This window comes from Ruegeria sp. YTSC106 (genome assembly GCF_059609765.1).
Window position 1 is genome coordinate 187,787 of the sequence record NZ_JBXWMI010000003.1, and the last position, 24,796, is coordinate 212,582.

At 59.1% G+C, this 24,796-nt stretch carries 29 protein-coding genes; 26 read left to right on the forward strand and 3 right to left on the reverse strand.

What is annotated here, in order from left to right; genetic code table 11:
* Positions 1-97 precede the first annotated feature (97 nt).
* From fabD to mltG, 7 genes are all read left to right on the forward strand, one after another.
* Complete coding sequence (gene fabD / locus AC2FEB_RS05315) at positions 98-1,036, forward strand: ACP S-malonyltransferase (protein ID WP_496671370.1); 939 nt, start codon at positions 98-100, stop codon at positions 1,034-1,036.
* Positions 1,037-1,078: 42 nt separating this feature from the next.
* Positions 1,079-1,816, forward strand: coding sequence for a 3-oxoacyl-[acyl-carrier-protein] reductase (gene fabG / locus AC2FEB_RS05320; protein WP_117868612.1), 738 nt, complete (start codon positions 1,079-1,081; stop codon positions 1,814-1,816).
* 206 nt (positions 1,817-2,022) lie between these two features.
* The gene (locus AC2FEB_RS05325) at positions 2,023-2,256 is read left to right on the forward strand and encodes an acyl carrier protein (protein ID WP_008756330.1); all 234 of its coding nucleotides are present in this window, start codon (positions 2,023-2,025) and stop codon (positions 2,254-2,256) included.
* A 138-nt stretch (positions 2,257-2,394) separates the two neighbouring features.
* Positions 2,395-2,934, forward strand: coding sequence for a GNAT family N-acetyltransferase (locus tag AC2FEB_RS05330; protein WP_117868613.1), 540 nt, complete (start codon positions 2,395-2,397; stop codon positions 2,932-2,934).
* Positions 2,935-3,057: 123 nt separating this feature from the next.
* Complete coding sequence (locus AC2FEB_RS05335; RefSeq protein WP_496671365.1) at positions 3,058-3,801, forward strand: 1-(5-phosphoribosyl)-5-[(5-phosphoribosylamino)methylideneamino]imidazole-4-carboxamide isomerase; 744 nt, start codon at positions 3,058-3,060, stop codon at positions 3,799-3,801.
* A 182-nt stretch (positions 3,802-3,983) separates the two neighbouring features.
* Entirely contained in the window at positions 3,984-5,249 is a 1,266-nt protein-coding gene (gene fabF, locus AC2FEB_RS05340; protein WP_117868615.1) for a beta-ketoacyl-ACP synthase II, read from the forward strand.
* Positions 5,250-6,407 carry an endolytic transglycosylase MltG gene (gene mltG / locus AC2FEB_RS05345; protein WP_496671359.1) on the forward strand — a complete coding sequence of 386 codons (1,158 nt, stop codon included), beginning with the start codon at positions 5,250-5,252 and terminating at the stop codon, positions 6,405-6,407.
* Positions 6,408-6,492: 85 nt separating this feature from the next.
* On the opposite strand, the gene AC2FEB_RS05350 is transcribed toward mltG, so the two are convergent.
* Entirely contained in the window at positions 6,493-7,758 is a 1,266-nt protein-coding gene (locus AC2FEB_RS05350; protein ID WP_496671356.1) for a DEAD/DEAH box helicase, read from the reverse strand.
* Between the two features lie 325 nt (positions 7,759-8,083).
* Positions 8,084-8,620, reverse strand: a complete 537-nt coding sequence (locus tag AC2FEB_RS05355) for a winged helix-turn-helix transcriptional regulator (RefSeq protein WP_496671353.1) — start codon at positions 8,618-8,620, stop codon at positions 8,084-8,086.
* Positions 8,621-8,659: 39 nt separating this feature from the next.
* On the opposite strand from AC2FEB_RS05355, the gene AC2FEB_RS05360 reads away from it, so the two are divergent.
* From AC2FEB_RS05360 to AC2FEB_RS05450, 19 genes are all read left to right on the forward strand, one after another.
* Complete coding sequence (locus tag AC2FEB_RS05360; RefSeq protein ID WP_117868619.1) at positions 8,660-9,037, forward strand: VOC family protein; 378 nt, start codon at positions 8,660-8,662, stop codon at positions 9,035-9,037.
* 521 nt (positions 9,038-9,558) lie between these two features.
* Entirely contained in the window at positions 9,559-10,860 is a 1,302-nt protein-coding gene (locus tag AC2FEB_RS05365; RefSeq protein WP_496883917.1) for a DNA-packaging protein, read from the forward strand.
* Between the two features lie 137 nt (positions 10,861-10,997).
* On the forward strand, positions 10,998-11,417 hold the full coding sequence (locus AC2FEB_RS05370) for a DUF3592 domain-containing protein (protein WP_496883896.1): 420 nt from the start codon (positions 10,998-11,000) through the stop codon (positions 11,415-11,417).
* 348 nt (positions 11,418-11,765) lie between these two features.
* The gene (locus tag AC2FEB_RS05375) at positions 11,766-12,929 is read left to right on the forward strand and encodes a phage portal protein (RefSeq protein WP_496883897.1); all 1,164 of its coding nucleotides are present in this window, start codon (positions 11,766-11,768) and stop codon (positions 12,927-12,929) included.
* Entirely contained in the window at positions 12,922-13,140 is a 219-nt protein-coding gene (locus tag AC2FEB_RS05380) for a GTA head formation protein, RCAP_rcc01685 family (RefSeq protein ID WP_074734039.1), read from the forward strand. The genes AC2FEB_RS05375 and AC2FEB_RS05380 overlap by 8 nt, the downstream gene beginning before the upstream one ends.
* 26 nt (positions 13,141-13,166) lie before the next feature.
* A complete protein-coding gene (locus AC2FEB_RS05385; protein ID WP_496883898.1) occupies positions 13,167-13,712 on the forward strand; it encodes an HK97 family phage prohead protease in 546 nt (181 codons plus the stop codon).
* Between the two features lie 34 nt (positions 13,713-13,746).
* The gene (locus tag AC2FEB_RS05390) at positions 13,747-14,925 is read left to right on the forward strand and encodes a phage major capsid protein (protein WP_496883899.1); all 1,179 of its coding nucleotides are present in this window, start codon (positions 13,747-13,749) and stop codon (positions 14,923-14,925) included.
* Positions 14,926-15,095: 170 nt separating this feature from the next.
* A complete protein-coding gene (locus AC2FEB_RS05395) occupies positions 15,096-15,695 on the forward strand; it encodes a head-tail connector protein (RefSeq protein WP_496671343.1) in 600 nt (199 codons plus the stop codon).
* Positions 15,692-16,030 (forward strand): phage head closure protein, encoded by a 339-nt coding sequence (locus tag AC2FEB_RS05400; RefSeq protein WP_496671341.1) that lies wholly within the window; start codon positions 15,692-15,694, stop codon positions 16,028-16,030. The genes AC2FEB_RS05395 and AC2FEB_RS05400 overlap by 4 nt, the downstream gene beginning before the upstream one ends.
* The gene (locus tag AC2FEB_RS05405; protein WP_496671338.1) at positions 16,027-16,440 is read left to right on the forward strand and encodes a DUF3168 domain-containing protein; all 414 of its coding nucleotides are present in this window, start codon (positions 16,027-16,029) and stop codon (positions 16,438-16,440) included. The genes AC2FEB_RS05400 and AC2FEB_RS05405 overlap by 4 nt, the downstream gene beginning before the upstream one ends.
* A gap of 20 nt (positions 16,441-16,460) precedes the next feature.
* Positions 16,461-16,874 (forward strand): phage major tail protein, TP901-1 family, encoded by a 414-nt coding sequence (locus AC2FEB_RS05410; protein ID WP_496883900.1) that lies wholly within the window; start codon positions 16,461-16,463, stop codon positions 16,872-16,874.
* Positions 16,875-16,878: 4 nt separating this feature from the next.
* A complete protein-coding gene (locus AC2FEB_RS05415) occupies positions 16,879-17,199 on the forward strand; it encodes a gene transfer agent family protein (RefSeq protein WP_117868627.1) in 321 nt (106 codons plus the stop codon).
* Complete coding sequence (locus AC2FEB_RS05420) at positions 17,196-17,405, forward strand: rcc01693 family protein (RefSeq protein WP_117868628.1); 210 nt, start codon at positions 17,196-17,198, stop codon at positions 17,403-17,405. Before AC2FEB_RS05415 ends, AC2FEB_RS05420 begins: the two co-directional genes overlap by 4 nt.
* On the forward strand, positions 17,392-18,054 hold the full coding sequence (locus AC2FEB_RS05425; RefSeq protein WP_496671333.1) for an RcGTA-type gene transfer agent tail tape measure protein: 663 nt from the start codon (positions 17,392-17,394) through the stop codon (positions 18,052-18,054). The genes AC2FEB_RS05420 and AC2FEB_RS05425 overlap by 14 nt, the downstream gene beginning before the upstream one ends.
* 15 nt (positions 18,055-18,069) lie before the next feature.
* Positions 18,070-18,702, forward strand: coding sequence for a phage distal tail protein, Rcc01695 family (locus tag AC2FEB_RS05430; RefSeq protein WP_496671330.1), 633 nt, complete (start codon positions 18,070-18,072; stop codon positions 18,700-18,702).
* Complete coding sequence (locus AC2FEB_RS05435; protein WP_496671327.1) at positions 18,702-19,589, forward strand: phage/gene transfer agent baseplate hub protein; 888 nt, start codon at positions 18,702-18,704, stop codon at positions 19,587-19,589. The genes AC2FEB_RS05430 and AC2FEB_RS05435 overlap by 1 nt, the downstream gene beginning before the upstream one ends.
* Entirely contained in the window at positions 19,586-20,032 is a 447-nt protein-coding gene (locus tag AC2FEB_RS05440) for an NlpC/P60 family protein (RefSeq protein WP_117868632.1), read from the forward strand. Before AC2FEB_RS05435 ends, AC2FEB_RS05440 begins: the two co-directional genes overlap by 4 nt.
* Positions 20,032-24,147 (forward strand): baseplate multidomain protein megatron, encoded by a 4,116-nt coding sequence (locus AC2FEB_RS05445; RefSeq protein ID WP_496883901.1) that lies wholly within the window; start codon positions 20,032-20,034, stop codon positions 24,145-24,147. The genes AC2FEB_RS05440 and AC2FEB_RS05445 overlap by 1 nt, the downstream gene beginning before the upstream one ends.
* Entirely contained in the window at positions 24,147-24,443 is a 297-nt protein-coding gene (locus AC2FEB_RS05450) for a DUF7742 family protein (protein WP_496671321.1), read from the forward strand. The genes AC2FEB_RS05445 and AC2FEB_RS05450 overlap by 1 nt, the downstream gene beginning before the upstream one ends.
* Here AC2FEB_RS05450 and AC2FEB_RS05455 read toward each other — a convergent pair.
* A complete protein-coding gene (locus tag AC2FEB_RS05455) occupies positions 24,424-24,762 on the reverse strand; it encodes a TraR/DksA family transcriptional regulator (protein WP_117872685.1) in 339 nt (112 codons plus the stop codon). The genes AC2FEB_RS05450 and AC2FEB_RS05455 overlap by 20 nt on opposite strands.
* Positions 24,763-24,796 lie beyond the last annotated feature (34 nt).

Genomic DNA, 24,796 nt, shown 5'->3' on the forward strand with positions numbered 1-24,796 from the left:
AGCCAAGGTGCCAGAATGCAGAACACAGGCAGTGCTTGTGCCAGACGATCAGTCAGTTTACACCCCGCCGCAACCTGACATTATCCATGAGGTTGCAATGACACTCGCGTTCGTTTTTCCGGGGCAGGGCGCCCAGACCATCGGTATGGGCAAAGCACTGGCCGATGCCTATCCTGCGGCACAGGCCGTCTTCGATGAGGTGGACGAGGCACTGGGAGAAAAGCTGAGCAGCGCAATCTGGGAAGGCGACATCGCCGATTTGACGCTGACTCAGAATGCTCAGCCGGCTCTTATGGCAACATCCATGGCGGCGATGCGAGCGCTGGAAACCGAAGGTGTTTCCGTCAACAAGGCGGCTTTTGTGGCGGGCCATTCTTTGGGCGAATACTCGGCTCTTGCAGCTGCAGGGGCTTTGTCGATCGCGGACACCGCGCGCCTGTTGCGCACCCGTGGTCAGGCGATGCAAAGTGCCGTACCCGTAGGCGAGGGTGCAATGGCGGCCATTCTTGGATTGGGTCTGGAGGCGGTACGCGCCGTTGCAGAAGAAGCCGCGCAGGGAGAGGTCTGTCAGGCTGCCAATGACAACGATCCAACTCAGGTCGTTGTGTCCGGTTCCAAGGCTGCTGTCGAGCGTGCCGCCGAGATTGCCAAAGAGAAAGGCGCAAAACGTGCCGTTATGTTGCCTGTAAGTGCTCCATTTCACTGCGCGCTGATGCAGCCTGCGGCAGATGTCATGGCGGAAGCGCTTGCTGCCGTCGAAGTAAAGGTGCCCTCGGTGCCTTTGGTGGCCAATGTACGCGCCGAAGCAGTCAGTGATCCGGATCTGATCCGCCAGTTGTTGGTTGAACAGGTGACGGGTTCGGTTCGCTGGCGTGAAAGCGTGCAGTTCATGGCGGCGCAAGGCGTGACTGAGACATGGGAAATCGGTGCTGGCAAAGCGCTGTCCGGCATGATCCGCAAGATCGATCGTGCCATTTCAGGCAAGGCTGTCGGCACCCCGGAAGATGTTCAAAAGGCCATTCAGGCCGAATCGTAAGCTCAAAACGCGTCGTGGCCGACGCACCAAGAGGAAAACCGAATGTTTGATTTGAAAGGTAAGAATGCGCTGATCACTGGTGCTTCGGGCGGCATCGGAGGCGATATTGCACGCGCGTTGCATGGTGCTGGCGCAGCGGTTGGATTGTCCGGTACACGGGTCGAACCTCTGCAGGCTCTGGCAGACGAACTGGGCGAACGCGCGCATGTGTTGCCTTGCAATCTGAGCGATCCGGAAGCCGTTGAGGCGTTGCCAAAGCAAGCGATCGAAGCAATGGGATCGGTGGACATCCTCGTGAACAACGCCGGTATCACGCGGGATAACCTGTTCATGCGCATGTCCGATGAGGAATGGCAGAGCGTGATAGACGTGAACATGACCTCGACGATGAAACTGTGCAAAGGTGTGATCCGGGGCATGATGAAGTCACGCTGGGGTCGGATCGTGAATGTCTCGTCCGTGGTGGCCGTAATCGGTAATCCGGGTCAGGCGAACTATGCGGCGTCAAAAGCCGGAATGATTGGTTTTTCCAAGGCCTTGGCGCACGAAGTTGCAACCCGCGGAATTACGGTTAACGCCGTGGCGCCGGGTTTTATCACGACGGCAATGACCGAGAAGCTGACCGAGGAACAGAAAAAGGGTCTGCTGTTGAAGGTTCCGGCGGGTCGCATGGGTGATCCCGAAGAAATTGCGGCGGCGGTTCTGTATCTTGCCAGTCCAGAAGCCGGCTATGTTACTGGAAGCACCTTGCATGTGAACGGCGGTATGGCCATGTTGTGATCGCCACAGGGGCGGCGCGAAAGCGTTTGCCTCTAGCGTCGACTATGCTATAGGCGGCGCATCTATGCGGGGCCGGTTGTTCAGGTCGGCCTTCGACTTCCCGGTTCGCCGGGACCCAAACCGCCCGAAACGGGCAAATCAAAGCCAACCCGTGCGGGCAAGGGCAGAATCGGGCAGACCGCCCTGTAAAGGAATGAGGAATAGACATGAGCGACGTCGCAGATCGCGTTAAGAAGATCGTTGTTGAGCACCTGGGTGTTGAAGAAGATAAAGTCGCGGAAAACGCGTCCTTCATCGATGATCTGGGCGCAGACAGCCTGGACACCGTTGAACTGGTCATGGCCTTCGAAGAAGAGTTCGGCATCGAAATCCCCGATGATGCAGCCGAAACCATCCAGACCTTCGGCGACGCGGTCAAGTTCATCAGCGAAGCGTCCTAAGCGTTTCCTTCTGATTAAAAGCGGCGCTTCCGGGCAACGGAGGCGCCGTTTTTTTGTGCCCGCTCAAAATTCATGCTTGCGCGTTTATATTCGGATACGCACTGTTTCCATTGAGGCAAAATTCAAAGTGGACAGGGCATGATAAGATCCACTCCCATGATAAATACCGCGCGTTTGACACTGTGTGCCATGCGCCCGGAGGACTTTGACCGGTTCGCCGAGATCTGGCGGGACCCGTGCGTTGTCCAGCACATCGGCGGCTCACCCCGTTCACGTGGCGAGGCGTGGGATTCATTTTTGCGCAACGCCGGACATTGGCAGATGGCCGGGTTTGGTCAATGGGGTGTGCTTCAGCAGTCGAATCGAAAGCTGATTGGACAGGCCGGTTTCTTTTACGGAAACCGTCGGATGGGAGAGGATTTCGACGGCTTTCCCGAGGCAGGCTGGGTTCTGGCCCCTGAGGTACAGGGGCAGGGCTTGGGATATGAGGCGGCGAAGGCTGCTCATGACTGGTTTGACCGGGTGATTCCCGGGCCTTTGGTCGCGATGGTGAACGCGTCGAATTCCTCGTCGCAGAAGCTTGCCAAAAAGCTGGGCTATGTATTGATGCGTGAAGGGGTGTATAATGAAACCCCGGTGCACTTGTTAAGGCGCAACGGCCCACCTGCGTTCGCGTAAATCCGCCACTTCTACAGTATGCCGCAAAATGGCCAAACTGTGCCGATCCCGGTAATATTGGGAGGGCGTTCCAGGTGTATGCTGCCGAGGATTTTCAGAGCGATTGAGCGGAGGACCGAGCTCATGAGGATATACCCCACTATGGAACTGCAGAACGGCCGGTGTGTCACGTTGGACAAAGGTCGTTTGGACAACGCCATGATTTGGCATGTAAACCCGGTTGAGACAGCGCGAAGCTGGGCCGAGGCGGGTGCCGAATGGATGCACCTGACCGATTTCGACGCGATTGAGGGCAAAGATACCAACGTCGAATTGATTGAAGAGATTATCCGTGCGGCCGAAATTCCGGTTCAGTTGGCGGGTGGTATGCGGACTCGTGAACAGGTGGAGCGCTGGATCGACAAAGGGGTCGGTCGTGTCGTGATCGGCACGCTGGCAGCGCGCGAGCCGAATCTGGTCAAGGAACTGGCCAAGCTTTACCCGGATCAAATCGTGCTGTCGGTTGATGTCTGGCAAGGTTTTGTGATGACGGATGGGTGGCGCAGCCAAAGCGCATTCACGCCCGAAGCGTTTATCGACGCGTTCGAAGATGCGCCGTTTGCCGCCATCGTGGTGACGGATATCGACAGCGACATGGATGACGTCGAAGCTCAGCTTGGTTTGATCTCGGGGCTTGCCGGACATTCGCGCACTCCGGTGATCGCAAGCGGGGTTGTGCGCACTGCAGACGATATCTCGCGGCTGGCGTATATTTCCAATATCTCGGGTGCGATCGTAGGGCGTGCATTGTTTCACAAGACACTTGACCTGACGGATGCTCTGGAAATGGCAAAATCGGCACATGAGCCGGTGGCACAGTTCCAATAAACCGCTCCGCCCTTTCAGCAGGACGCGTGAAAGGGCGGGCACCTCTTCCAATCGTTGAAAACAGTATAGTTTCGGGTGATAGGCGGCGGGAAGCCTCCTTGAAGTCGCCGTTGCTCTTGCCCCCGCACCCCGGGCCGGGGTAAGAGCGGTTCTCATAACAGGAAGCAGGCAAGAGGCACTTCATGCGCAGAGTCGTTGTTACCGGTCTTGGATTGGTCACTCCTTTGGCCAGCGGGGTCGAGGAAACCTGGTCGCGGCTGTTGGACGGAGAGTCCGGCGCTGGTCCTATCACGCATTTTGATGCGGAAGGCAGTGGCGTCACCACGACCTACGCCTGTGAGGTGCCGCGCGGGGATGGTACCAACGGAACGTTCAATCCCGATGACTGGATGCCGCCGAAAGAGCAGCGCAAAATTGAAGACTTCATCCTGTATTCCATCGCGGCCGCAGAAATGGCCTGCAAAGATGCGAACTGGTTGCCCGAAGATGAAGAGGACCGCCTGCGAACAGGTGTTCTGATCGGTTCAGGCATCGGTGGTTTGGGCTCGATCGCCAACACCGCCAATCTGATCCGTGACAAGGGCCCGCGCCGGGTGTCGCCGTTCTTTATTCCAGGTGCTCTGATCAACCTGGCGTCAGGTCAGGTGTCGATCCGTCATGGCTTCAAGGGACCCAACCATTCGGTCGTGACGGCGTGTTCCACCGGGGCCCATGCTATCGGCGACGCCAGCCGTATCATCCGTGCAGGTGACGCAGACGTTATGGTCGCAGGTGGCGGCGAAGGCTGCATCTGCGAGATCGGCATCGCCGGGTTCAACGCTTGCAAGGCGTTGTCGACCAAATATGCCGATAACCCCAAGGCGGCCAGCCGCCCTTATGACGTGGACCGTGACGGGTTCGTCATGGGCGAAGGTGCAGGCATCGTCATTCTGGAAGACTATGAGCACGCCAAGGCCCGCGGTGCGAAGATTTACGCTGAGGTGCTGGGCTATGGTATGTCGGGTGACGCTTATCACATCACCGCGCCTTCAGAAGATGGCGACGGGGCTGAACGCTCGATGCGGGCGGCGCTGCGCAGTGCGGGGCTGGAGCCAAAAGATCTGGACTATATCAACGCGCATGGCACCTCGACCATGGCAGATACGATCGAGCTGGGCGCGGTTGAGCGTTTGCTGGGGGATCATGCCGGGAATGCGACCATGAGCTCGACCAAGTCGGCAACCGGTCACTTGCTGGGTGCTGCGGGCGCGATCGAGGCGATCTTCTCGATTTTGGCGATCCGTGATCAGGTAGCCCCGCCGACAATCAATCTGGACAATCCAGCAGTGGAGACCCCGATCGATTTGGCTCCGAACGCAAAACGTGAGCGTGAGATCAATGTGGCCTTGTCGAACTCGTTCGGGTTTGGCGGCACCAATGCCAGCGTGATCTTCGGAAAGGCCAGCTAAATGTGGCGGGCCATTGCTTCGAACGCGCTGACCATTCTGGTGGTCGGCCTGTTCATGATGGGCGGGCTGATCCTTTGGGGGCAGAGCCAGTACAAGGCCGAGGGCCCGCTTGAAACCGCAATCTGCCTTCAGGTCAGAAGCGGATCGAACATGACTCGTGTCAGTCAGCAGCTGGAAGAGCAGGGCGCCATCAGCAGTGCCACGATCTTTCGGATGGCCGCTGACTACACGGATCGGGCGCAGCAGTTGAAAGCCGGTAGCTTTCTGGTACGGGAAGGTGCGTCGATGGAGCAGATCATCGACGAGATCACCAGCAGCGGTGCCAGCACCTGTGGGTCTGAGATTGAGTATCGTATCGGTGTGATTCGTGCTCAGACCCGTGTTCGCGAGTTGAACCCTGCGACCCTGGATTTCGTCGAAATCGCGTCGTTTGATCCGTCGGGAGAAGAGGTGCCTGAGGCCTATACCGAGAAACGCAATGAGGCGGACACGCGTTACCGCGTATCACTGGCCGAAGGTGTGACCTCGTGGCAGGTGGTCGAGGCGTTGAAGGCATTCGACGCTTTGACAGGTGAGGTGAGCGAAATACCTGCTGAGGGTATGCTGGCGCCTGACAGTTACGATGTTGTGGCTGGTCAGGACCGTAACGACATTCTGCAGGCGATGCAGGACAAGCAACAATTGCGGATCAACGCCGTTTGGGAAAGCCGCCAGGACGGGTTGCCGCTGGCAAGCCCCGAAGAAATGCTGATCCTTGCGTCGATCATCGAAAAGGAAACCGGAGTTCCGCAAGAGCGCGGGCAAGTGGCCAGCGTTTTTGTGAACCGGCTGAAACAGGGGATGCGGCTGCAGACGGACCCGACCGTCATCTATGGCGTTACCAAAGGGCAAGGCACGTTGGGCCGCGGGCTGCGTCGCAGCGAGCTGAACAGGCCAACGCCATGGAACACCTACCAGATCGACGGCTTGCCGCCGACGCCGATTGCCAATCCGGGCTTGGCCAGCCTTGAAGCTGCTGTTGCGCCGGATGACACGGACTTCGTGTTCTTCGTTGCCGATGGTACGGGCGGCCATGCGTTTGCCGAGACTTTGCAGGAACACAATCGCAATGTCGCCAAATGGCGCGAGATTGAAGCAGAGCGGAACTCGGGAAATTAACCGGAACGAAATCTGGTTTCGTTCTTAGTGTTACGCCAACGCCGGCTTGTGACCCGGCGTTGGCCTTTTATTGTGCAGGCCGACCTTACGCCGCAGGGCGTTTGCCGCGTGGGCGACGCCGTTTGTTTGCTGCGGGTTTTCCTTCCCCGTTGGCGGGTTTGGGTTTGAACCCCCGGCGGCGGTTGCTCGGGCGGCGCGCCGGTTTTTCAGGTTGCACAGCTTCGGGCATCGAGCCACTGGCAACTGGGATCTCGATCTTCATCAGCTTTTGGATCTGACGCAGCAGATCAACTTCTTCCGGGGAGCAGAAGGCGATGGCTTCGCCCTCGCGCCCAGCTCGGGCGGTGCGCCCGATACGATGGACGTAGTTGTCAGGCACCTCGGGCAGGTCAAAGTTGATCACGTAGGCGACGCCCGGGATGTCGATGCCTCGGGCCGCAACGTCGGTGGCCACCAGAATGTTGATTTCACCCGCGCGGAACGCCTTGATCGCGCGATCGCGCTGACCCTGGCTTTTGTTGCCGTGGATGGATGCGGCGTTATAGCCGTCAGCTACAAGGCCCTTCATCAGCCGTTCTGCACCATGTTTGGTGCGGGTAAAGACCAGTGTCAGGGCATCCACATCTTTCGACAGGATTTCACGCAGCTTGATTGGTTTTCCGGGTTTGGAAACGAAGTGCAACGACTGCGTAATCTTGTCCGCCGCTTTGCCCGGAGGCGAGACCTGCACCCGCTGCGGGTTGGTCAGGTAGGCGCGGCTGAGTTCTTCCATCTGCTTCGGCATGGTGGCCGAAAACAGCATGGTTTGGCGTGGAGTGCCCAGTGCTGGCGCGATTTTGCGCAGCGCATGGATAAAGCCAAGGTCAAGCATCTGGTCAGCTTCGTCCAGCACCAGATGGCGTACCGCTCCGAGATTTACTGCACCACGTTCCATCAAGTCTATCAGCCGACCCGGTGTGGCGACCAGAATATCAGTGCCACGAGAGAGAAACATTATCTGTTTATTGATCGACTGGCCGCCTACAACGGTGGCCACGCGCAGCTTGGTGCCCTTCGTCAGGGTACGGAGGCTGTCCGCGATCTGGTTCACGAGTTCGCGGGTGGGCGCCAGGATCAGCGCCTTGGAGGTTTTCGGATCCGGCTTACCAGACTGGGCCAGAAGGTGATCGATCAGAGGCAGGCCAAAAGCAAGCGTCTTGCCGGTGCCGGTTTGAGCCAGTCCCAGAATGTCGTGACCATTCAGAGCAAGCGGAATCGCCTGGTTCTGGATCGGTGTGGGTTGAGTGAAATTGGCGCGTTTAAGTGCCTCGTTCAGTGCCGGGGCAAGGCCCAGCATATCAAAGTCGAACAAATAACTATCCTTTACAGCCCGGAGCGTTGGCCCGCGGACAGGTCATGAAGGGTCGCTCGTGGGCGACCGGCAGGGGTTGTGCGAGACCTCGGAACGAGCAGGTGCATCCTGCGCCATCCGGCCGTCGCGTCAAGAACCCTGCGTGATGGGGAACTGGAATGATAAACTGGCGCTGTGGGGCGGACCAGGTCCGCTCGGGCTCACGCAACAGCGCTGTGATGGTAGGCACATGAGGGTTCGGTGGTGGAATGTCAAGCGCGGTTAAAAATTCGGGTGATCTTCCGGGTTGAAAAAGGCACTGTTCAAGGCAGCAGGCAGTAGGTGATCACAGTGGCAAGCCAACAGCCCTGCTGATCTCTTTTCCAGCATTCACGGCCTGATAGGTTGGAAATGGCATCCTCTCGGCAGTGTCAATGTTGCGCCGGATCCAGTTTCGTTCTTCCAGCTGGTGAAGGGATGAGGACAGCGCCCGATCTGTAATGATCGTGAGGCCCGATTTGATTGCCGAGAAACGATGAGGGGTGCCTGCCAGCGCCAGAACTGGCACAGTCCATGTTTTTCGCAGAAGTCTGGTTTCATCCTCAGTTCGGGCGGTAGTAATTATCTCGCTGGCGACTGACGCGGCTTTGATTCCGGTTGGCGTCAGTCGAAATTCTGAACGTAGAGGATGCCCGTGACCGGGATTTCTTTCGATCATTCCTAGTTCAATAAGATGAGCAAGGCTGGTTGCAAAGGCCGTTCGGCTTGCGTTGGTTGCGGCCAAAAGCGTGGCTTGTCGGCCCGGAACTTTGGCGTGCAGCAGGGCAAGAATGTTCAGTGACCAAGCCCGAGATGTCAGCTTGACAAGTGTATTGATGTCCATAAATTATAGTAGCTATATTTTTGTAAAAAAGGAAGCCTTATGCCTCTCGTTTCATTGAAAAACACTATAACACTTGCGATGTCCGTGCAGGATCGACATGCCAGCGCAGATTGGTATGCCGTCAATCTCGGGTTTGAGCTTATCCACCACATTGATGAAGCGGGATGGAGCGAAATGCGGACGAATGTCGACGGAGTCACTTTGGGGCTGGGCGAACAGGCCGAAGCCTCTCCGGGGAATTGCGTGCCTGTCTTCGAAGTCGCGGATATCGTGGATGCGCGCAGAAAGTTGGAGGCGGCTGGAGTGGAATTTGACGGTGAAACGGAAACGATTGAGGGGATGGTCAGCACGGCCACGTTCTATGATCCGGACAGGAATGCGCTGATGTTGGCGCAGGATTTGACAGGCCAGGGCTGAGAGCATCTGGTAAAGGAATACTCAACACAGCGGTCGCCCTGCGTTGCGCTAGTGTTGCGTAACTTATTGACATTACGTACGTAATTCCGTACTAGTTATGTCATGCTAGAAGAGGCGGGCGACGGCCCCGGGGCGACCCGGTGGCCGTTTGTCGCTTCTCTCGTGCGGAGAAAACTCACGCATGAGGTCACAGGCAAACATGACTTTGATTACCCCGGAAGAGCGGATTTCCCAGACGGCTGACTTGTTGCAGTCGCTTGAGAGGTCCATTCGAGATCTGCGGCAAGCAGCGGAAGAACTGCGCAAACAGATCGGAGCCGGGGAGGATGCAGATCTTGCTGGTTCAGCCAAGCAACTCGGGCAGTTAGAGGGGCTGATCCGAAGTTGTCAGAAAGTGGAGACAAGCTTTGTCGAACAACATCACAGACAAGCCGGAATTGCCCAAGGAGGGTACGCGCTCGATCTTGACCGAGCTCGGTTTGAAGTCGGGTGCAGGTTGGCTCGCCTCCGCGCCTGTTGCGGTGCAGAACAGATTTCTAAGTGAGATCGGGGAGGGGGGGCTGTGCGCCCTCCCTTTCCTGTTCGAGTTCTGGGCACTGCCGCATCAGTTGCCGCCCGAAGGCGACTGGCGGTCCTGGGTTATCATGGGGGGGCGCGGTGCTGGTAAGACGCGGGCCGGGTCCGAATGGGTGCGACAGGTGGTTGAGGGGGCTTTGCCGCTGGATCGCGGCGAGGCGTGTCGAGTGGCCTTGGTCGGTGAGACATTCGATCAGGCGCGCGATGTGATGATCTTTGGCGACAGCGGGATATTGCAATGCTCGCCGCCGGATCGTAGGCCTGCGTGGAAGGCATCCGAACGCAAGCTGATCTGGCCCAACGGGGCCGAGGCGCAGGCGTTTTCGGCGCATGACCCCGAAGGGTTGCGGGGCCCGCAGTTCGATGCGGCCTGGGTGGATGAACTGGCCAAGTGGAAGAAGGCGGGCGAGACCTGGGACATGTTGCAATTTGCTTTGCGTTTGGGGGAACGGCCTCGGGTCTGTGTGACCACGACACCGCGCAACGTGAAGGTTTTGAAGGAATTGCTGGCGTCACCGTCGACCGCGCAGACTCATGCGCCGACCGAGGCGAACCGGGCCAATCTGGCGGGCTCATTTCTGGAGGAGGTACGCGCGCGGTACGCTGGCACGCGGCTGGGGCGTCAGGAGCTGGACGGGGTGCTGCTATCGGATGCCGAAGGGGCGCTGTGGACGGGGTCGATGCTGGAGGCGGCGCGCTGTGCACAGGTGCCCGCGTTGGATCGCATCGTCGTGGCGCTGGACCCGGCGGTGACCTCCGGTTCAGATGCGGATGCTTGCGGTATCGTGGTCGTGGGCGCTCAGGTGCAGGGGCCGCCCGAGGAGTGTCGGGCGTTCGTGCTGGCCGACCGGACGGTGCAGGGCGTTGGCCCGGCGGGCTGGGCGCAGGCGGCGATTGACGCGATGGATGAGTTCGGGGCCGAACGGCTGGTGGCCGAGGTCAATCAGGGCGGGCAGCTGGTGGAAGAGGTCGTGCGGCAGGTGGACCCTCTGGTGCCTTATCGGGCGGTACGGGCGTCGCGCGGCAAGGTCGCGCGGGCGGAACCTGTGGCGGCGTTATACGAGCAGGGGCGAGTAGCCCATGTGGCGGGGCTGGACGCGCTGGAGGAGCAGATGTGCCAGCTGACCGCGCGTGGGTTTGAGGGGCAGGGCTCGCCTGACCGGGTCGACGCGCTGGTCTGGGCGCTGCATGAGTTGGTGGTGGGGCCTGCGGGGGCGTATCGGCGGCCTAGGGTGCGGAGTTTGTGAAATAGGGTTTCGCAAAGTACAATGCGGTTGCGGTGATGAGTGCGAGGCTCAAGCAAACTTGAACTCTACGCCCGGTTGAGTTCAAATAGGAGATATGAGTTCAAGCGCTACACCATTCGACTGTTGGGACCAAATAATTGCTCAAGACACCCTATCTTCTGGTAACTGCTGCACTTGCTGCGGCGGTTGCCGCCCATTTGTATTTTGAGCCAAACCCGGAGCTTGTCATAGGATTGATATTTGCCGCTGCTGGGCTTGGCGTGCTTTCTACGCACGTAAGAGCCCGTCGCAACTGGACGAAGACAACGGGCAAAGTGGTGAAACTAGACTACAACAAGGAACGTATTGAGTTCGAATTCTTTGTCTCAGGTCATCGATATTCCGGCATTAGTGGTTCGGATCCCAATTGGCATCAGGTTGGGCAAGACATCACCGTATTCTACGATGAAAAAAAACCGAATAACCACAAACACCACAGTTGGTCTAACGAACTGATCTTTGGTTGGGGGTTGCTTGTGTTTGGGATATTTGCAGCGATTATGAAGTCGGGGTTTTAGCCTTTCGGACACATCTGATGAATTTCATCCTAAAAGTGCTGAGATTGCCATCTGGAGATGAGCTTCCCGCTTTGAAGCGAGGTTTGCCTGTCCGGTTAGTCTTCATTGCAATTTTGGTGGTTGCATCGATCTCTGGACAAAGATCAGTCCTTTACTACGTACTTGCTTTGCCTTGGATATACATCATTCTCATGTTGAGTGTGATCGAGGACAGGTTTGCGAACCGAAGCGGTCCAAGTGATTGACCCGTTGCCCACCCCCCGTACGCCCCATTCCCGAGGCTTAAACTTCTTTCCGTCATAACTCCTTTCAACAAGCCGGGCAGAGCGGCGGCAGAAAGGAGCACAGATGGTATTCGATTTCTTGCGTCGTGGATCGGCTGAGGCAGCGCCTGAGGCGAAGGCGAGCGCGGCGGGGCCTGTGGTGGCGTGGCAGACGGGCGGGCGCGTGGCGTGGAGCCCTCGGGACGCGGTGTCGTTGACGCGGACGGGATTTTCAGGGAACCCGGTGGGGTTTCGCTCGGTCAAGCTGATTGCTGAGGCGGCGGCGGCTCTGCCCTTGGTGTTGCAGGATCAGGCGCAGCGGTTTGATACCCATCCGATCCTGTCGCTAATGCGTCGTCCGAATGCGGCGCAGGGGCGGGCAGAGTTGATGGAGGCCTTGTTCGGGCAGTTGTTGCTGTCGGGCAATGCGTATGTCGAAGCGGTTCGGGCCGAGGAAGGGCTGCCGGTTGAGCTGCATGTGCTGCGGTCCGATCGGATGAGCGTGGTGCCTGGGGCGGATGGCTGGCCAAAGGCGTATGATTACGCGGTTGGTGGCAAGAAGCACCGGTTTGCGGCGGAAAACATCTGTCATATCAAGTCGTTCCACCCGCAGGATGACCATTATGGGTTTTCGCCGATGCAGGCGGCGGCAATGGCGATTGATGTGCATAACAGCGCGTCGCGGTGGTCAAAATCGTTGTTGGATAATGCAGCGCGGCCTTCGGGGGCGCTGGTGTGGAAGGGCGGAGATGGCCATGGGGTGATGGCCGAGGATCAGTTCCGCCGCCTGTCCGATGAGATCGAGCAGAATTATCGCGGGGCGCGGAATGCGGGCCGTCCGATGGTTCTGGAGGGGGGGCTGGATTGGAAGCCGATGGGCTTTTCGCCGTCCGATATGGAGTTTCAAAAGACCAAGGAAGCCGCCGCCCGCGAGATCGCGCTGGCCTTTGGGGTCCCGCCGATGCTGCTGGGGATACAAGGCGACGCGACCTATTCGAACTATCAGGAGGCTAACCGGGCGTTCTATCGCCTGACCGTTCTGCCTCTGGTGACGCGGGTGGCGGCGGCGGTGTCGGACTGGCTGGCGGGGTTCTCGGGTGAGGATTTGGTGCTGAAGCCGGATCTGGATCAGGTGCCCGCGTTATCGGCGGAACGCGATGCGCAATGGGCGCGGGTCAACGGTGCCGATTTCCTGAGCGATGCCGAGAAGCGGGCGTTGCTGGGTCTGCCGGAGCGTGCGGATGGGTGACGGGTATCCTCCGTTCGAGTGCGCGCCGGGCCTGCGTCTGGCCGCGCATGAGCGGGTGGCCGAGATCCAGCACGCGCATCTGTGCAGACGACTGGATCAGATTGAGGAAATGATGGAGCGGCTGGAGAAGCGGCTGTGGCTGACGGTCTATGGCGTGGTCGCTGTGATCCTGGCGCAGGCCTTTCAGTCCCTTTTGGTGGTAACGCCATGAGTTCAGTTGGTTACATGGAGAAGTTCATGGATTTGGAACATAAGTTTGCGCGGTTCGGCGACGGTTTGTCAGTATCTGATGACGCGGTAATTGAGGGCTATGCCAGCCTGTTCGGGCAGGTCGATCAGGGCAGCGATGTGGTGCAGCGCGGGGCGTATCGCGGCTCGCTTGACGGGCTGGCCAAGGCCGGTCAGCGGGTCAAGATGCTGTGGCAGCACGACCCGGCGCAGCCCATTGGTGTCTGGGACGAGGTGCGTGAGGATGACCGGGGCCTCTGGGTCAAGGGGCGTCTGCTGGAGAGCACGCAGAAAGGCCGTGAAGCGGCGGAGCTGATCCGGGCGGGTGCAATGGATGGTCTGTCGATTGGCTATCGCACCAAGCGGGCGGTGAAGAATGACAAGGGCCAGCGGGTCCTGACCGAACTGGAGCTGTGGGAGGTGTCCTTGGTGACGTTCCCGATGCTGCCCAGTGCGCGGGTGGCGGCAAAGGGGAGTGACCCCGAGACCGAGAACACCTGGCGCAGTATTGCCGAGGTGTTTGACGACGCCCGGCAGGAGCTGGCGCGAAGCTAACGCGCCTCAAACCCCACCCAAAAAGGATGTGCTGATGAGCAAGACCGAGACCCCGGCCTTGACCGGAGAGGGTGCGCCCCTGGTTCAGGAGGTGAAGCATGCGATGGCTGGCTTCGTGAATGAATTCAAGGGCCTGAAGGCTGAAGTTAAAACCAAACTGCAACAGGCAGAAGAGCGACTGACCATGCTGAATCGTAAATCAACCATCGCGGCACGCCCGCATCTTGCGGCATCCTTCGAGGACGGCGCCCCACATCAGAAGGCATTCGACGCCTATGTGCGTTCGGGTGAGGATGACGGGCTGCGCGGCCTCGAGATGGAAGCCAAATCGCTGTCCTCAGCGGTCAACAGCGATGGTGGCTATCTGGTTGATCCGCAGACCGCCGAGACGATCAAGTCCGTTTTGAACTCGACGGCATCTATCCGGTCGATTGCATCGGTTGTGAATGTCGAGGCAAATTCGTTCGACGCGCTGATTGATCACACCGATGTAGGTGCGGGCTGGGCGGATGAAAACTCGGCCACGGCGGAAACTGGATCCCCGTCGATCGATCGCATCTCGATCCAGCTGCACGAGCTGAGCGCTCTGCCCAAGGCGTCGCAGCGTCTGCTGGATGACAGCGCCTTCGATGTCGAAGGTTGGCTGGCCGGGCGAATTGCCGACAAATTTGCACGCGCTGAGGCGGCGGCTTTCATCAACGGCGATGGTGTCGACAAGCCCAAAGGGTTGATGATCCACCGAGCCGTACCGAATGATGCGTGGTCCTGGGGCAGCCTGGGCTATGTTGCGACTGGTATTGATGCAGGTATTGACGCGGATGCGATTGTCGATGTGGTTTATGCGCTGGGCGCGCAATACCGGGTCAATGGCACCTTCGTGATGAATTCGAAGACCGCAGGTCTGATCCGCAAGTTGAAAGACAGCGATGGCCGCTTCCTGTGGTCCGATGGTCTGGCCGCAGGTGAACCGGCGCGTCTGATGGGGTATCCGGTACTGATCGCCGAGGACATGCCGGATGTGGCATCCGACAGTTTCTCAATTGCATTTGGTGACTTCCAGGCTGGTTACACCATTGCCGAGCGTCCTGATCTGCGCGTGCTGCGCGATCCGTTCAGCGCCAAGCCGCATGTGCTGTTCTATGCGACCAAACGCGTCGGCGGCGATGTCAGCGATTTCGCTGCGATCAAGCTGGTGAAATTCGGCACCGCCTAACGCGGGCTGAATCCGGGGGGCGCTGGCCCCTCGGACGGCGGGCGCGGGCCGGGGTGAGATCCTCTGCGTTGTCTAGCTGCTCCCCTCCGTCCGAGCAACGTGGGGCGGCGCGTGCCCGTCATTTTCCAAGGATGGGGCCCCGGAGGGGTCCGAGATTGCGGAGTGAGTGGATGATGTTGATCGAAGAGGCCGCCATCGCGGATGCGGCGCTGCCGGTGGATCAGTTCAAGGCGCATCTGAGATTGGGCACGGGTTTCGCCGAGGATGATGTGCAGAACGAAGTGTTGAAGGGGTTCCTGCAAGCCGCCATTGCGGCGATCGAGGCACGCACCGGCACGGTTCTGATCGCGCGGGACTTCTCGTGGAGTTTGTACAGGTGGCGCGACCCATCAGGAGAGGTGTTGCCCGTGGCCCCGGTGGTTTCAGTGCTGGCTTTGACGCTGACCGACAAGAGCGGCGCTGAAACGGTTGCAGACGCCGCAACTTATCGGCTGGAGCATGATAGCCAACGGCCTCGGGTGCGTCCTATGGGATCCAGCCTGCCTGCCATCAAAACGGGTGGTTCTGCTAAGATTTCTTTTGTCGCGGGGATGGCTCAGGATTGGGGCGGGTTGCCTGCTGATCTGGGGCAGGCGGTATTACTGCTGGCGGCGCATTACTATGAATACCGAGATGAAACCTCATTGGGCGCGGGTTGTATGCCCTTTGGTGTCACCAGCCTGATCCAGCGCTATCGCATGGTGCGTTTCGGGGCGGGGATTTCGCAATGAATACGCCGCATCTGAACCGTAAACTGGTGCTGGAGGCACCAATGCGAAGTGCTGATGGGTCGGGGGGTTATACCGAAACATGGGCTGCGATGGGGACACTGTGGGCCGAAGTGACGGCGCGCAGTGGAGCAGAACGGCAGATCGCTGGAATATCCGTGTCGCGTGTCGGGTATCGCATCGTGGTGCGTGGGGCGCGCATGGGGTCTTCGATGCGTCCCGCGCCTGATCAGCGGTTTCGCGAGGGCAATCGGCGTTTTGTAATCCGGGCCGTGGCCGAACTTGACGCCCGCGGCAAGTACCTGACCTGTTTCGCAGATGAAGAGGTGGCGGCATGAGCTATGGCGTTTCTGCCGCTTTACAGGCGGCCGTGTATCAGCAGCTTTCAGCGGACGCAGCAGTCAGCAGTCAATCGGGTGGCGCGATCTATGATGCAGTACCCACAGGAACCGTGCCGCAGACCTATGTGATGCTGGGCCCGGAAGAGGTGCGAGACGCCTCGGACCGATCAGGCACGGGCGCAATACACCGTTTCACCGTTTCAGTGGTGTCCGAGTCGGCAGGATTTGGCGCTGCTAAGACACTGGCCGGCGCGGTGTGTGACGCGCTGGAAAACGCGCCACTTAACCTGGATCGCGGTCGGCTGGTGGGACTGTGGTTCGAGCGCGCTTCGGCACGGCGTACCGGGACCGGCGGCACCATCCGCCAGATCGACCTGAAATTCCGCGCTCGCGTGGAAGATGACTAAGCAATCAACGGAGAGAGCACATGGCTGCCCAGAACGGAAAAGACCTTTTGGTCAAAGTGGATATGAACGGCACCGGCCTGTTCCAGACGATCGCGGGGCTACGGGCCACGCGAATCAGTTTCAATGCTGAAAGTGTGGATGTCACCAGCCTGGAAAGTCAGGGTGGATGGCGCGAGCTATTGTCTGGGGCGGGGGTCAAATCAGCTTCGATCTCAGGTTCCGGTGTATTCAGGGACGCCGGCACTGATGAGCGTGCGCGGCAGTTGTTCTTTGATGGTGAAACTCGGGCCTTTCAGGTCATCATCCCTGATTTTGGGGTTGTTGAAGGTCGGTTTCAGGTCACCAGCATCGAGTACGCAGGTTCGCACAACGGTGAGGCGACCTATGAGATGAGCATGGCCAGTGCCGGTGCTCTGACCTTTACGGCGCTTTGATCCGATGGCCAATCCGTGGACAGGCGAGGTGGCGCTGACCATCGATGGCGAGCAGCGGGTGCTCAAGCTGACGCTTGGTGCTTTGGCGGAGCTGGAGCAGGAGCTGAATGCAGGATCGCTGGTTGAGCTGGTGCAACGGTTTGAGGGCGGAGCGTATTCCAGTGCGGATGTTTTGGCCCTCATCGTTGCCGGCCTGCGGGGCGGTGGCTGGAACGTTGCCCGGGCCGACCTGATGCATGCCGAGATCGAAGGCGGCCCCATGGCTGCAGCCAGAACCGGAGCCGAATTGTTGGCGCGTGCCTTCATGGTGCCGGAGGGCACATGAGCGGGTTCGACTGGCCTGCCCTGATGAGGGCCGGATTTTTGGGGCTGCGACTGACGCCGGATCAATTCTGGCGTCTGACCCCGGCAGAGCTGCGGCTGATGCTGGGGCAGGGGTCCGGCGTGTCCGCAATGAACCGGGCGGGGTTGGATGCTTTGCTGGCGGCTTATCCGGACAAGACACAAGGAGAGCGTGATGACAGATCGTGACGGGTTTGATGACCTGCAAGAACGTGGAGAAGCGCTGGGCGATTCCCTCGGCGATGCTGCGACTATGGCGGCGGCGTTTGACAGCCAGATGAAGCGCATCAGTGCCGCATTTGAAGAGACCGGCAAGGATGTCGCCACGCTGGAGCGTGGCATGTCTAGCGGATTGCGCAAGGCCTTCGATGGTGTCGTTCTGGATGGGATGAGTCTTTCCGGCGCGCTGGATGTCCTGAAGAACTCCTTGATCCAAACGGCTTATGCGGCTGCGGTCAAGCCGGTGACGGATCACTTTGGCGGAATGCTAGCCAACACGGTTGGCGGGTTGGTGAAGGGAATTCTGCCTTTTGCAGATGGCGGCAGCTTCAGCGAGGGCCGGGTGATGCCCTTCGCCAATGGTGGTGTGGTCAGCGGCCCGACAACGTTTCCCATGCGCGGCGGCACCGGGCTGATGGGAGAAGCCGGGCCTGAGGCGATCATGCCGCTGGCGCGTAGGGCCGATGGCAAGCTGGGCGTGCGGACGCAGGGTGCTGGGCGTGCTGTGAATGTGGTGATGAACATTTCAACACCGGACGTTCAAGGGTTCCGCCGGTCTCAGGGGCAGATAGCGGCCCAGATGAGCCGCGCGCTGGGGCGTGGCAATCGCAATAGATAAATCAAGGAGCAGCTGATGAATTTCCACGAGGTGAGATTTCCCGCCAGTCTAAGCTTTGGCTCGGTCGGCGGCCCGGAACGGCGGACGGACATTGTGACGTTGGCCAATGGCTTTGAAGAGCGCAACACGCCCTGGGCCCATTCGCGCCGCCGATATGATGCGGGGTTGGGGATGCGTTCGCTGGACGATATCGAGACGCTGATTTCGTTCTTCGAAGCACGACAGGGTCAGATGTTCGGCTTTCGCTGGAAAGACTGGTCGGATTTCAAATCCGGCAAGGCCACGGTGGACACTAGTTTCGGAGATCAGGTGATCGCCAAAGGCGACGGTACACGCACCGAGTTTCAGTTGATCAAGACCTACCATTCGGGCGGGGTCAGCTATGCGCGCCCTATCGTAAAGCCGGTATTGGGTACAGTGCGTCTGGGTCTGGATCAGGATGAGGTCCGCGAGGGCGTGGATTTTGATGTTGAACTGACGACGGGCAAGGTCACGTTTGCGGACCCGCCGCCGGAAGAGGTCGATATCACCGCGGGTTTTGAGTTTGATGTGCCGGTGCGCTTTGACACCGACAAAATCCAGACCAGTGTCGCCAGTTTTCAGGCCGGTGATGTACCGAACGTTCCTGTGGTCGAGGTGCGCATCTGATGGCTCAAGATATACAGGGCCTGCACACGCATTTGCAGAGCGGGATGACAACGGTCTGCCGTTGTTGGGCGATCAAACGCAAGGACGGTCAGGAATACGGTTTTACCGACCACGACATGGAGCTGAGTTTTGACGGGTTGACCTTCAAGGCCAGTACCGGCCTGACGGCCGCTGCCATCGAGCAGGCCACGGGCCTGTCCATCGACAACACGGAAGCAATGGGCGCTCTGTCTGACGCGGCCATTCGCGACGAGGATATCGAGGCAGGACGTTTTGACGGAGCCGAGGTGCGCGCCTGGTTGGTCAACTGGGCCGATCTGGATCAGCGCGTCCTTCAGTTCCGTGGTTCAATTGGTGAGTTGCGCCGCTCTGGCGGCGCTTTCCATGCGGAATTGCGTGGCCTGACCGACTTGCTGAACCGCCCTTTGGGGCGTGTTTACCAGAAGCCCTGCACGGCTGTGTTGGGGGATCGGGCCTGCCGGTTCAACACCGACACACCGGGCTATTGGTTCGAGGGTGTGATCTCGGGTTTCGATGGCGGCACCCTTCTGCATGTTGCAGGGCGTCAGACCATTAAAGAAGGCTGGTTCGAACGGGGTCGCGTTGATGTTGTTTCCGGTTCTGCCAAGGGGTTGTGGTCGTCGATCAAGAACGACAGGCAGACAGCAACAGGGCGAGAGATCACACTTTGGTCCGGATTCGGGGCAAGCCTGGCGATTGGCGACAGTGTTAAACTGCGGGCAGGATGCGACAAGCGCATGAAAACCTGCCAGTTCAAGTTCGACAACTTTCTGAATTTTCAAGGGTTCCCAGATCTTCCGGGCGAAGACTGGGTCATGGCTGTTCCCAAGAAAAGCAAAGCCAATAGCGGAGGCAGCATACGGTGACGACGTGTAGAGAGGATATTGTGGCCGAGGCGCGCAATTGGCTTGGAACGCCCTATGTGCATCAGGCCTCGTTCAAGGGTGCCGGTGCGGATTGTCTGGGCCTGTTGCGGGGCGTTTGGCGCGCTGTGATCGGGCAGGAACCTGAATCTGTTCCGGCATACAGCATGGACTGGTCCGAGCCGCAGGGTGAGGAACGTATGTGGGTGGCTGCCAGGCGGCATCTGGTCGAAAAACCAATAGGCAAGATGGCTTCGGGGGACGTTCTGTTGTTTCGGATGCGCGACACAAGCGTCGCCAAGCATTTGGGCATCGTTTGTACCACGCAACCCGAGCCCCGCTTTATTCACGCGTATTCCGGCCATGGCGTGGTGGAAAACGCACTGAGCAGGCCTTGGTACCGCCGTATCGTTTCCTGTTTCGAATTCCCGATGGAGATGTATTGATGGCCACTATTCTTCTTTCCGCAGCTGGGGCTGCGCTGGGCGGTTCGATTGGGGGCACGGTCGCGGGCCTTTCAACCGCAGTTATCGGTCGGGCCGTCGGTGCGACGGTCGGGCGGGTCCTTGATCAGAAGTTCTTTAACCAGTCCGTTATGGGCAGTGGCAGTGAAGTCGTCGAAACCGGCCGCATGGATCGATTTCGGTTGACGGAAACCGGCGAAGGCGCGCCGGTGACCACCGTGTTTGGCCGTATGCGTGTGGGTGGTCAGGTCATTTGGGCTTCGGACTTTTTGGAGACCCAGACGACGACCACAGAGGGTGGTGGCGGGGGTGGCAAAGGAAAACCCAAGACCCCTGAGGTGACTACCGTCACGTACAGTTACTCGATTTCGCTGGCAATTGCGGTTGGCGCCGGTGAGATTGCCGATGTCGCGCGCATTTGGGCGGATGGAGAAGAACAAGATCGATCCGGCCTCAACATGCGGGTTTATCATGGCACGCGGGATCAGTTGCCGGATCCGCTGATCGAGGCAATTGAAGGTGCTGGAACAGTTCCGGCATATCGCGGAACGGCCTATGTCTTGATCGAGGACTTCCCGCTCGGCGCTTTCGGCAACCGGGTGCCGCAGTTTTCATTTGAAATTGTTCGCCCCACGCAGCGAGACATGCCCGATCATGACAGCGCGGTATCTCAGATCGTGCGCGGGGTCGCCATGATACCGGGGACCGGAGAATACGCTCTGGCCAGCTCTCAGGTGAATTATTCACAATCTAGTAAAAGCTGGCCAGCCAACGCACATTCCGCGTCTGGTGCCTCGGATCTTGTATCCTCGACCCGTGCTCTGGAAAGCGAGTTGCCCAATTGTGATGCCGCATCACTGGTGGTGTCGTGGTTCGGCGACGATCTGAGATGCGGGCAATGCAAAATTCGGCCCAAGATCGAACAGCGTGAGATAGACAGCAACGATATGCCCTGGATCGTGTCTGATCAGGCCCGAAGCGACGCGGGGCTTGTGGCTCGGCAGAACGGCCGACCGGTCTATGGGGGGACTCCGGCCGATGCGGCAGTGGTCCAGGCGATCCGCCATCTGAACCAATCCGGTAAACGGGTGATGTTTTATCCTTTCATCCTGATGGAGCAATTGCCGGGGAACGGGCTGCCTGATCCCTGGTCGGATGCTTCAAGTCAGCCTCACCTGCCATGGCGTGGGCGGATTACCCTGGATGTGGCGCCGGGGCACCCGGGTTCTTCGGACCAGACGGCATGGGCCGATGCACAGGTCGCTGCGTTCTTTGGATCAGCACGTGCACAGGATTTTGCGATCAACCAGGATTCGAACGGATCGGGCGGTACCGGCGGCAGCACGGGTGGTCTGGTCAGGCCCAGACCGGGTGGCCGACCTGATGACAGAGGCGATACCGGTTTAACCTGGGTAACCGGGGGCGGTAACCTTGGCGGGTTGCTGGGGGACAGCGGCGTCACGGCCAAAGAAATCATCAAATACACCGGCCCTCAGGAATGGAGCCTGCGGCGTTTCATTCTGCACTATGCCATGTTGTGCAAGGCTGCCGGCGGTGTTTCGTCATTCTGCATATCGTCCGAGATGCGGGGACTGACCCAGATCAGGGGGGCTTCGGGCTTTCCGGCCGTTGCGCAGCTTCGCGTCTTGGCGGCCGAGATCCGTCAGATTCTGGGGCCGGACACGAAAATCGGCTATGCAGCGGACTGGAGTGAGTATTTTGGATACCAGCCAGAAGGCACCGGCGACAGGTATTTTCACCTCGACCCTCTTTGGGCGGACGACAACATCGATTTCATCGGCATCGACAACTACATGCCGTTGTCCGATTGGCGTGATGGTGAACACCATCTGGACGCCGAGGCTGGCGCGCCTTCGATCTACGACCTGAGTTATCTTCGCAGCAATATTGAAGGCGGTGAAGGATATGACTGGTATTACGCCTCTCCGGAAGAGGCGGAAGCGCAGATCAGAACTCCGATCGAAGATCAGGGGCATGACGAGCCGTGGATCTGGCGATACAAGGACCTGCGCAACTGGTGGTTGAATTCGCATCACGAACGGATCGGAGGCGTGCGTCAACCCAACCCGACCGATTGGGTGCCCGGCTCGAAACCGATCTGGTTCACCGAGTTGGGGTGTGCGGCAATCGACAAGGGCACGAACCAGCCGAACAAATTCTTGGACCCAAAGTCATCGGAATCGCTGTTGCCTGCGTATTCAATCGGGCTGCGCGATGACTTCATCCAGGTTCAGTATCTGGCCGCGATGCTTGGCTATTGGAGCGATCCGAAGGTCAATCCGATCTCGGACATCTACAGCGCGCCGATGTTGGATATGGCAAACGCGTATGTCTTGGCATGGGATACCCGTCCATTTCCTACCTTTCCTAACCTGAGAAGCCAGTGGGACGATGGCGAGAACTATCCCAGAGGGCACTGGCTGAACGGTCGGTCCGGGTCTCGTACTTTGGCATCCATGGTGACCGAAATCTGCCACGGTGCAGGTGTCACGGATGTCGATGTCACTGGTCTGTACGGTGTGGTCCGCGGGTATGTCATCGAAGATGTAACAAACGCCCGTTCTGCCTTGCAGCCGCTGATGCTGCACTATGGGTTTGATGCGATCGAAAGGGATGGGGTGTTGAAGTTCCAGATGCGCGACGGGTGCGGCGCAGTTGCCTTGAACCCCGGTCATCTGGCGATCAGCAGCGATCTTGAAAGCTCGCTCGAATACCGGCGCGAGGCCGAGGCCGAGATGACCGGGCGCGTTCGCTTGCGTTTTGTTCAGTCGGACGCGGATCATGATGTCGTCGCGGAAGAGGCGGTTTTGCCCGATGATCGCACCCATTCCGTATCGGTGAATGAGATGCCCCTGTCCATGACCCGCACCGAAGGGCGGCAAACCGCCGAACGCTGGTTGAGCGAAGCCAGAGTTTCCCGCGATACGGTTCGGTTTGCGCTTCCGCCGTCTCAAATGCACCTGGGGGCAGGAGATCTGGTTCGTTTGACAGACGCTGAAACCGGGCCGGTGTACCGGATTGACCGGTTGGAATCCGCTGACCTGCAACTGGTTGAAGCGGTCCGGATCGAGCAGGGCGTGTACAAGGCATCCGAATTGAATGACGACCCGGCAACGGTCAGACCGTATGCCGCGCCGGTCCTCGTGCTGCCGGTCTTTCTGGACCTGCCCTTGATCACCGGGGCCGAGGCCCCTCACGCGCCATATCTGGCGGTTACCGGAGATCCATGGCCTGGGGCTGCAACGGTCTATTCCTCGTCCAGTGACGATAGCTATCGCCTGAGCGATGTCATTGCCCAACGGGCAGTGGTCGGCGTAACCGAAACACCGCTGAGGCGCGCCAGTGTCGGTGTCTGGGATGAGGGCCCTGCCTTGAAGGTCAAACTGTTTGCTGGTCAATTGGAATCCCGTCCTCGCAGCTCGGTAATGAATGGTATCAATCTCGCTGCAATCGGTGACGGAACACCCGGTAACTGGGAAGTTTTTCAGTTCTCTGACGCGGCGCTCGAGGCCTCGGACGTATACGCATTGTCCGGGCGGCTCAGGGGGCAACTGGGAACAGACGCTTTGATGCCTGATGTCTGGCCGGATGGATCAGTATTCGTTCTGCTGAATGACAGGGTGCAACAGATCAGCCTGCTGCGAAACGAAAGGCGTCTTGCCAAGCATTATCGCATAGGGCCTGCAACCCGCGGCTATGATGACGCGTCCTATCAACACCTGATTGCCTCGTTTGATGGCAACGGATTGCGCCCGTACGCGCCAGTGCACATGCGGCTTCGGTCTGGTGCCGCCGTTGATGAGCTTACCTGGATTCGACGTGCCCGAACAGATGCGGACGACTGGTCGGGGCTGGAGATCCCCTTGGGAGAAGAAAGCGAATCCTATCTGGTCCGTGTCATTGCGGGTGGAACCCTTCTGCGTGAAGAACTGACATCCGAACCAAGGTGGACCTATTCGACAGCCATGAAAGCGGCGGATGGTCTGACAGGGGGCTATGAGGTCGACGTGGCCCAGGTATCTGCTGTAGTCGGACCGGGTGCTTGGTCGCGTCTTGTGGTTGGCCAAGCAGCCTGATGCGGCCGGTTCTTCATGGGGATGTCAGTGCTGCGGCGCGCGCCTTGCTGGTTGTGCCGCAGCCGGACCGGGAGGCTTTGTGTACCCGGATGATCCACGAGGCGGAATTGGCCGACAGGCATTTGGAGCGCACGGGCAAGCTCCACCCGATTTACGGCAATGGTTCACTTATGGCCGTTGCGCGAAACAGGGTCCTGGCAGATGAACCTGGGTTTGATGATCTGCAATATTGTCAGTGTTTTGAGGTGGTTCTGCACCAGCTTGCCAGATTTCAGGCTATCCGGACGCGCAGCTGACGCATTTGCTGGCCGCCAGATCCAGATTCAGCCGCCCATCCGGAATACGTTCGCCGCAGTCTTCGCAATATCCGAACTCGCCGTCGTCAAGCCGCGCCAACGCGGCCAGAAGCCGGCGTGTTTCTACATCGCGATTGGCCTGCTGTGCCTTGGCCATGGCCTGGTTTTGCAGTGCATCCATGCGACTCAGCCGTCCAACGGCCTGTTGATCCAGCTGGACAATGGCCTGAGCCTGCTGTCCCGAGGCTGACACCTTTTGCAATTCCGCCAATCGTTCGCGAATTCGTGTTTCGAAATGGGTGCGCTCTGACTCATTCATTTTCGTTACATGACCGATCATGGGTTTGCGTTTG

Bases quoted from the DNA above. Each gene is read 5' to 3' on its own strand.
- fabD (WP_496671370.1), top strand. From the start codon at position 98: ATGACACTCGCGTTCGTTTTTCCGGGGCAGGGCGCCCAGACCATCGGT.
- fabG (WP_117868612.1), top strand. From the start codon at position 1,079: ATGTTTGATTTGAAAGGTAAGAATGCGCTGATCACTGGTGCTTCGGGC.
- AC2FEB_RS05325 (WP_008756330.1), top strand. From the start codon at position 2,023: ATGAGCGACGTCGCAGATCGCGTTAAGAAGATCGTTGTTGAGCACCTG.
- AC2FEB_RS05330 (WP_117868613.1), top strand. From the start codon at position 2,395: ATGATAAGATCCACTCCCATGATAAATACCGCGCGTTTGACACTGTGT.
- AC2FEB_RS05335 (WP_496671365.1), top strand. From the start codon at position 3,058: ATGAGGATATACCCCACTATGGAACTGCAGAACGGCCGGTGTGTCACG.
- fabF (WP_117868615.1), top strand. From the start codon at position 3,984: ATGCGCAGAGTCGTTGTTACCGGTCTTGGATTGGTCACTCCTTTGGCC.
- mltG (WP_496671359.1), top strand. From the start codon at position 5,250: ATGTGGCGGGCCATTGCTTCGAACGCGCTGACCATTCTGGTGGTCGGC.
- AC2FEB_RS05355 (WP_496671353.1), bottom strand. From the start codon at position 8,620: ATGGACATCAATACACTTGTCAAGCTGACATCTCGGGCTTGGTCACTG.
- AC2FEB_RS05360 (WP_117868619.1), top strand. From the start codon at position 8,660: ATGCCTCTCGTTTCATTGAAAAACACTATAACACTTGCGATGTCCGTG.
- AC2FEB_RS05375 (WP_496883897.1), top strand. From the start codon at position 11,766: ATGGTATTCGATTTCTTGCGTCGTGGATCGGCTGAGGCAGCGCCTGAG.
- AC2FEB_RS05380 (WP_074734039.1), top strand. From the start codon at position 12,922: ATGGGTGACGGGTATCCTCCGTTCGAGTGCGCGCCGGGCCTGCGTCTG.
- AC2FEB_RS05385 (WP_496883898.1), top strand. From the start codon at position 13,167: ATGGATTTGGAACATAAGTTTGCGCGGTTCGGCGACGGTTTGTCAGTA.
- AC2FEB_RS05390 (WP_496883899.1), top strand. From the start codon at position 13,747: ATGAGCAAGACCGAGACCCCGGCCTTGACCGGAGAGGGTGCGCCCCTG.
- AC2FEB_RS05395 (WP_496671343.1), top strand. From the start codon at position 15,096: ATGATGTTGATCGAAGAGGCCGCCATCGCGGATGCGGCGCTGCCGGTG.
- AC2FEB_RS05400 (WP_496671341.1), top strand. From the start codon at position 15,692: ATGAATACGCCGCATCTGAACCGTAAACTGGTGCTGGAGGCACCAATG.
- AC2FEB_RS05405 (WP_496671338.1), top strand. From the start codon at position 16,027: ATGAGCTATGGCGTTTCTGCCGCTTTACAGGCGGCCGTGTATCAGCAG.
- AC2FEB_RS05410 (WP_496883900.1), top strand. From the start codon at position 16,461: ATGGCTGCCCAGAACGGAAAAGACCTTTTGGTCAAAGTGGATATGAAC.
- AC2FEB_RS05415 (WP_117868627.1), top strand. From the start codon at position 16,879: ATGGCCAATCCGTGGACAGGCGAGGTGGCGCTGACCATCGATGGCGAG.
- AC2FEB_RS05420 (WP_117868628.1), top strand. From the start codon at position 17,196: ATGAGCGGGTTCGACTGGCCTGCCCTGATGAGGGCCGGATTTTTGGGG.
- AC2FEB_RS05425 (WP_496671333.1), top strand. From the start codon at position 17,392: ATGACAGATCGTGACGGGTTTGATGACCTGCAAGAACGTGGAGAAGCG.
- AC2FEB_RS05430 (WP_496671330.1), top strand. From the start codon at position 18,070: ATGAATTTCCACGAGGTGAGATTTCCCGCCAGTCTAAGCTTTGGCTCG.
- AC2FEB_RS05435 (WP_496671327.1), top strand. From the start codon at position 18,702: ATGGCTCAAGATATACAGGGCCTGCACACGCATTTGCAGAGCGGGATG.
- AC2FEB_RS05445 (WP_496883901.1), top strand. From the start codon at position 20,032: ATGGCCACTATTCTTCTTTCCGCAGCTGGGGCTGCGCTGGGCGGTTCG.
- AC2FEB_RS05450 (WP_496671321.1), top strand. From the start codon at position 24,147: ATGCGGCCGGTTCTTCATGGGGATGTCAGTGCTGCGGCGCGCGCCTTG.
- AC2FEB_RS05455 (WP_117872685.1), bottom strand. From the start codon at position 24,762: ATGAATGAGTCAGAGCGCACCCATTTCGAAACACGAATTCGCGAACGA.